This is a genomic window from Bradyrhizobium sp. (assembly GCF_028868675.1).
In the GTDB taxonomy this organism is placed as follows: Bacteria; Pseudomonadota; Alphaproteobacteria; order Rhizobiales; family Xanthobacteraceae; genus Bradyrhizobium.
The window spans coordinates 1-5,288 of sequence record NZ_JAGWUA010000263.1; the positions used below are offsets into that span (position 1 = coordinate 1).

Sequence of the window (5,288 nt, forward strand, 5' to 3'; positions counted from 1 at the left end):
TGCGGGAGGGTGCGATGTCGAGACCCGTCATTGGAATAGCGGTTGTCGCGCTGGCTTGCGTGCTGTCCACGGCCGCGCTGGCGAGAGGCGGCGGCGGTCACGGCGGTGGGCACGGCGGCGGCCATGGCGGTGGTCATGGCGGCGTCCATTTCGGTGGCGGTGGCCATCACGGCGGCGGCCACGGATTTGGCCGCATTCACGTCGGCGGCGGCCATCATGCCGGCCCGAGGTTTGCGGCCGGAGCGCGGCACGGCAGCGCGAATTTCGGCCGGATCCGGAACGCGGCCGTGCATCCCCGCGCTTTCCGCGGCGCGTTCAACCCGGCGGCGCGCGCGCAAATCGCGGCGGTCGCAGCTCTGGCGGGCTGGCACGGTGCGGCGAGCGGATGGTGGCGCCATCCGGGCGGAGGCTATGGCTGGGTCGGACCGCTGTTCTGGCCGTTCGCGTACAACGATTTCTACGACTACACCATCTGGGGCGACGGTCTCGGCTTCTGGGGCTACGGCTACCCCGACATCTATGCCGGCATTTTTGGTCCCTACGGCTATGACGGCCTGTCCGCGTACATGCCGCGGCGTGCCTCGGGACGCCGGCAGGCGAGGGGCGTTGCGCTCGATCGGCTCTGCGGGAGCGACAGGCGCGAGATCGCCGGCCTGCCGATCGATCAGATCGCGGCCGCCGTGCAGCCGACGGAGGCGCAGGGCGGAAGCCTCGATGAGCTCGGCAACGCCTCGCTTCAGGCGGCCGACATCATCCGCACCTCCTGCCCGACGCAGGCGGCGGCCACCGCGCCCGGCCGGCTCGCCGCCATGCAGCAGCGCATCGAGGCGATGACCAATGCGGTCAACCTCGTGCAGCCGGCGCTGGAAAAGTTCTACGGTTCGCTCACCGACGAGCAGAAGGCGCGCTTCAATGCGATGGCCGAGGATCAGCGCCGTGCGGCGGGTTCCAGCGGGCAGGGCGCGTCGCTGGTCCAGGACTGCGCGGCGCCGGCCGGGCTCGACTGGCCCGGTGACGAGATCGAGGCACGGCTGCATCCGAACGACACCCAGCGCGCGGCGCTCGATACGTTGCGGGACACCGGCGCGAAGGTCAGCGACGCCCTCAAGGCGGCCTGCCAGCCGAACGACGCGATGACGCCGACGGCACGGATGGAAGCGGTCCGAAAGCGCCTCGGCGTGATGCTGGACGGCGTCAAGTCGGTGCGAGTGGCGCTCGATGCGTTCTATGCCACGCTGACCGACGAGCAGAAGGCCCAGTTCGAAGCCATCGGACCGCGACGCACGTAGTGAGCGATGGAGACGGCGCGGCCGAGAATCTGAAAATTATTGGTCTGAAAATTATTGGTCGCACGGCGCAACGCCGTTCTCTATGCTGTGTCTCGCCGGAATGGGTGCAAGGCCACGTGCGGGGCGATGCGATGCGGTGGTTCGCGAGGGAAAAGCCCGGAGATATCTGGGACGAGGCCGTCCCGGGGCCGCTCGGCGACATCGAGGCGGCCGAGCGGATCCGCGGCATCTGCCAGTCGGCCACGGCCAGTGCCGAGATGGTCGGAAGCTTCGCCGCGCGCGCCGACAACGGCAGGACGTCGGTCCAGAAGCTCCACCAGCGCGAAAGCGATCGCTATGAGCGGGCGGCTCGGGCGGCGATGGAGATCGCGATGAAGATCTCCGATGACCTGATCCGCGACGACGCCGTCCGCCGGATCGTCGATCTCTGCATGAAGGCCGACGACATCAAGACGGCGCAGATCCTGTATCGTGCGATCCATGCGGGCTGGATCCGGGAGGACGTGCAGCGCGCCTTTCCCTCGCTCGGATAGTGAGCTCGATCAGCTATTGCGCCAGCGCGCGGACGGCCTCGTCCACGCTGTGGAACACCCGGTCCCTCGGCAGCACCTCGTGAAGCTCGAAGCGTTCGAACGCGCGCTGTGCACGAACCGATTCCAGCCGTGCCACCGCGATGGTGACGCCCTGCTCGCCGCAGGCCTTGAAGACCTCGAGCAGGATCTGTGCGGCGGTGAAGTCGATTTCGACCATGCCGCTCGCCTCCAGCACCAAAAGCCGCGGCCTCGACTCCTTGAGAACGTCCGCGACGTCGTTGCGAAAGTCCGGCGCATTGAGGAACGACAGCGGCGCCTGCAGCCCGACCACGGCGACGCCTGGAATGCGCTCGCCGGCGATACGCGGATGGGCCGGCCACCAGATCGTGGTGCCGGGGACGCGGTCGAACTCGATCAGCTTGGCGCGGGTCGTGCTCCAGATGCCGTGCAGCAGCGACAGCACGATGCCGAGGGCCGCGCCTTGCTGGATCGGTAGTACGATGATGAGGGCGGCGGTTGCCGGGATCAGCAGGAATTCGGCCCGTGACTGGCGGTAGATGGTGGCGATCTGCTTCACGCGGATGATCCGGAGCGCTACGAAGAGGAGGATGCCGGCGAGCGCGGCATCCGGCACGCGCTGCAGGAGCCCGGTCCCGAATGCGAGCAGCGCGAGCACGATACCGGCCGCGGCCAGTCCCGACAGTTGCGACTGGCCGCCGGTTTCCGCGACGATGCCCGTGCGCGGCGGACTGGCGTTGACCGGAAACGCACCGAACAGGCCGGCGAGCATGCTGCCGGCGCCGGCGCCGAGAAAGTCCCGGTCGACGTCGGCCGGCCGGTCGGGATCGGAGGGGAACGAGCGCGTGGTCGCGGCGGTCTGCACCATGATCACCACGGTGATCACGAAGGCGAGCGGCACGAGGCGCACCCATTGCTCGGGCGCAAGCTGCGGCCATGTCGGCATCGGCAGCGTGCCGGGCACGGTGCCGACGACCTTGACGCCCTTGCTCTCGAGGCCCGCGCCGATCACCGCGAGCGTCGCGGCGGCCAGTCCGATCAGCGCGCCGGGAATTTTTGCGCTCATCATCTCGGAGAGGAACACTACGGCCAGCACGCCGAATCCGATGCAGAGCGTATAGGGATTGGCGCGGCCGAGTTCGCCCGCGAGCACGCCGATTCGGTCGAGCGTGGGGCCGCCGGGCGCCTCCAGCCCGAGCACGCCGGGCAGTTGCGAGACCATGATGTGGACGGAGATCCCGGCGAGGAAGCCGACCATCACCGGCACCGACAGCAGATTGGCGATGCCGCCCAGGCGAAACGCGCCGCTCGCCAGCAGCATGGCGCCGACCATCAGTGCCAGCGCGATGGCGAGCCCCTGATACTGAGGCGAGCCGGCGGCCGCGATCGCGGCCAGCCCGCCGGCGAAGATCGGCGTGATGGTGGAGTCGGCGCCGCAGGACAGGAAGCGGTTGCCGCCCAGCATGGCGAAGCCGAGCGATCCCGCCATGAAGGCGAAGAAGCCGATCTGCGGCGCGAAGCCGCCGAGCCGGGCGGTTGCCATCTGCTCGGGGATGGCGATCGCCGCGAGCGTCAGGCCCGCCATCAGGTCTGCGGGCAGCAGAGCGATCCGATAGGACGCCAGCGATCTGAACAGCGGCCAGGACGTCGCGGTCCGTGCATCTTGCGCCATCGTTTCAAGCCCTCTGCAGTCCTGCCGGTGTCAGACTAGCGCATTTCCGCAGCGAGTCCGCCCGGGTGGACTGCCTGCTCAGAACAGTCCGCGGTCCCAGGGCGGCTCGGGCGCGACGCGCCTGAGGCGGTCTGCCGCGGCCGGGTTCGCCGGCAACGGCCGAGGCATGCGCGAAAAGCGCTTGACCCGGACATCTCCGGATGGTCGGAAAGGACCGTCCAGGGATGAAACGAACACAGATGCGGCTGCCCTTCTTCTACGGCTGGATCGTTGTCGCGGTGACCTTCATCACCATGGCCATCGGCGTCAACGCGCGCACCGCCTTCTCGCTGTTCTTTCCGCCGATCATCTCCGAATTCGGCTGGGAACGCGGCGTCACCGCCGGCGCCTTCTCGTTCGGCTTCGTGGTGTCGGGCTTCGTCAGTCCGTTGATCGGACGGCTGATGGACCGTGCCGGCCCGCGCGCCGTGATGGAGCTCGGCGTCGCGCTGATGGCGGGCGGAATGCTGCTGGCGCCGCTCACCAGCCAGCCCTGGCATCTCTATCTGACACTCGGCGTCATGGTCGGCGCCGGCAGCGTCTGCCTCGGCTATTCCGGCCAGTCCTTCTTCCTGCCGAACTGGTTCATCCGCAAGCGCGGCTTTGCCATCGGCATCGCCTTTGCCGGCGTCGGCATCGGGTCGGTGACCCTGCTGCCCTGGGTCCAGCACCTGATCGAGCAGACCGGCTGGCGCACCGCCTGCACCGCGATGGGGCTGATGATCCTGATCGTGCTCGCGCCGATCAACCTCCTGCTGCACAAGCGGCCCGAGGATATCGGCCTGTTGCCCGACGGCGATGCGGCTCCGTCCGCGAGCGCTGCGAAGCCGGTCTCCAACATCGTCGATCCCGTCTGGGCCGGCACCGACTGGACGCTCGCGCGCGCGCTGCGCACCGCGCGTTTCTGGTGGATATCGGTCGGCTATTTCTGCGGCCTCTACATCTGGTACGCCGTGCAGGTGCACCAGACGAAATTCCTGCTCGACGTCGGCTTCAGCCCGGGCGTCGCGGTGTGGGCGCTCGGCATCGTCAGCCTGCTCGGCATTCCCGGGCAGATCCTGCTCGGCCATGTCTCGGACCGGATCGGGCGCGAATCGGTGTGGGCGATCGCCAGCGGCGGCTTTGCGATCTGCTTCGCCGCGCTGATCGCCCTGAAGTACCAGCCGTCGCTCGTGCTCGTCTACGTCATGGTGTTCGCGCAGGGCGCGCTGGGCTACGGCCTCACCTCGATCATGGGCGCGATCGTGCTCGAGATCTTCCAGGGCAGGCAGTATGGCGGCATTTTCGGCATGATCATGCTGGCGGCGCTGGCGGGCGGCGCGGCGGGGCCCTGGCTGACCGGGCTGCTGTACGACGTGACCGGCAGCTATACGCTCGCCTTCGCCATCGCGATCGGGATGAGCATCCTGTCGGCGCTGGCGATCTGGCAGGCGGCGCCGCGCAAGGTGCGCGCGGTCGCCGGCCGGCTGCACGCGCTGCAGTCGAAGGCCGGAGCAGGTTGACTTTTCAGCCCGGGGAAATCCCGATCGCGCGCCTGAGGTCGGCGATGGCGCGCAGAAAACTATCGGCCGGCGTGGTCTCCGGATCGATCAGGCGGTGCAGGCGAAAACCGTCGTCCAGCGCCAGCACGACGGCTGCGGCCCATGCCGGATCTTGCCGACCATTCCTGCCCTCGGTCCTCACCGTGGCTTCGACGATGTCGGCGACCAGTCTGCGCCGCGCGCGCAGGCGCCTTGC

6 protein-coding genes are annotated in these 5,288 nt (G+C 68.7%); 3 read left to right on the plus strand and 3 right to left on the minus strand.

What is annotated here, in order from left to right; genetic code table 11:
- On the minus strand, positions 1–293 hold a 293-nt coding region (locus KGM94_RS23095; RefSeq protein WP_300264459.1), incomplete at its 3' end, for a hypothetical protein.
- Between KGM94_RS23095 and KGM94_RS23100 the strand changes: the two genes are divergently transcribed.
- The gene (locus KGM94_RS23100; RefSeq protein ID WP_300264460.1) at positions 288–1,289 is read left to right on the plus strand and encodes a Spy/CpxP family protein refolding chaperone; all 1,002 of its coding nucleotides are present in this window, start codon (positions 288–290) and stop codon (positions 1,287–1,289) included. The genes KGM94_RS23095 and KGM94_RS23100 overlap by 6 nt on opposite strands.
- Before the next feature lie 131 nt (positions 1,290–1,420).
- Positions 1,421–1,822, plus strand: coding sequence for a hypothetical protein (locus KGM94_RS23105; RefSeq protein ID WP_300264462.1), 402 nt, complete (start codon positions 1,421–1,423; stop codon positions 1,820–1,822).
- 13 nt (positions 1,823–1,835) lie between these two features.
- Here KGM94_RS23105 and KGM94_RS23110 read toward each other — a convergent pair whose 3' ends face one another.
- Entirely contained in the window at positions 1,836–3,512 is a 1,677-nt protein-coding gene (locus KGM94_RS23110) for a SulP family inorganic anion transporter (protein WP_300264464.1), read from the minus strand.
- Positions 3,513–3,751: 239 nt separating this feature from the next.
- Between KGM94_RS23110 and KGM94_RS23115 the strand changes: the two genes are divergently transcribed.
- Entirely contained in the window at positions 3,752–5,053 is a 1,302-nt protein-coding gene (locus KGM94_RS23115; RefSeq protein ID WP_300264466.1) for an MFS transporter, read from the plus strand.
- A gap of 4 nt (positions 5,054–5,057) precedes the next feature.
- Here KGM94_RS23115 and KGM94_RS23120 read toward each other — a convergent pair.
- On the minus strand, positions 5,058–5,288 hold a 231-nt coding region (locus KGM94_RS23120), incomplete at its 5' end, for a TetR family transcriptional regulator C-terminal domain-containing protein (protein ID WP_366526266.1).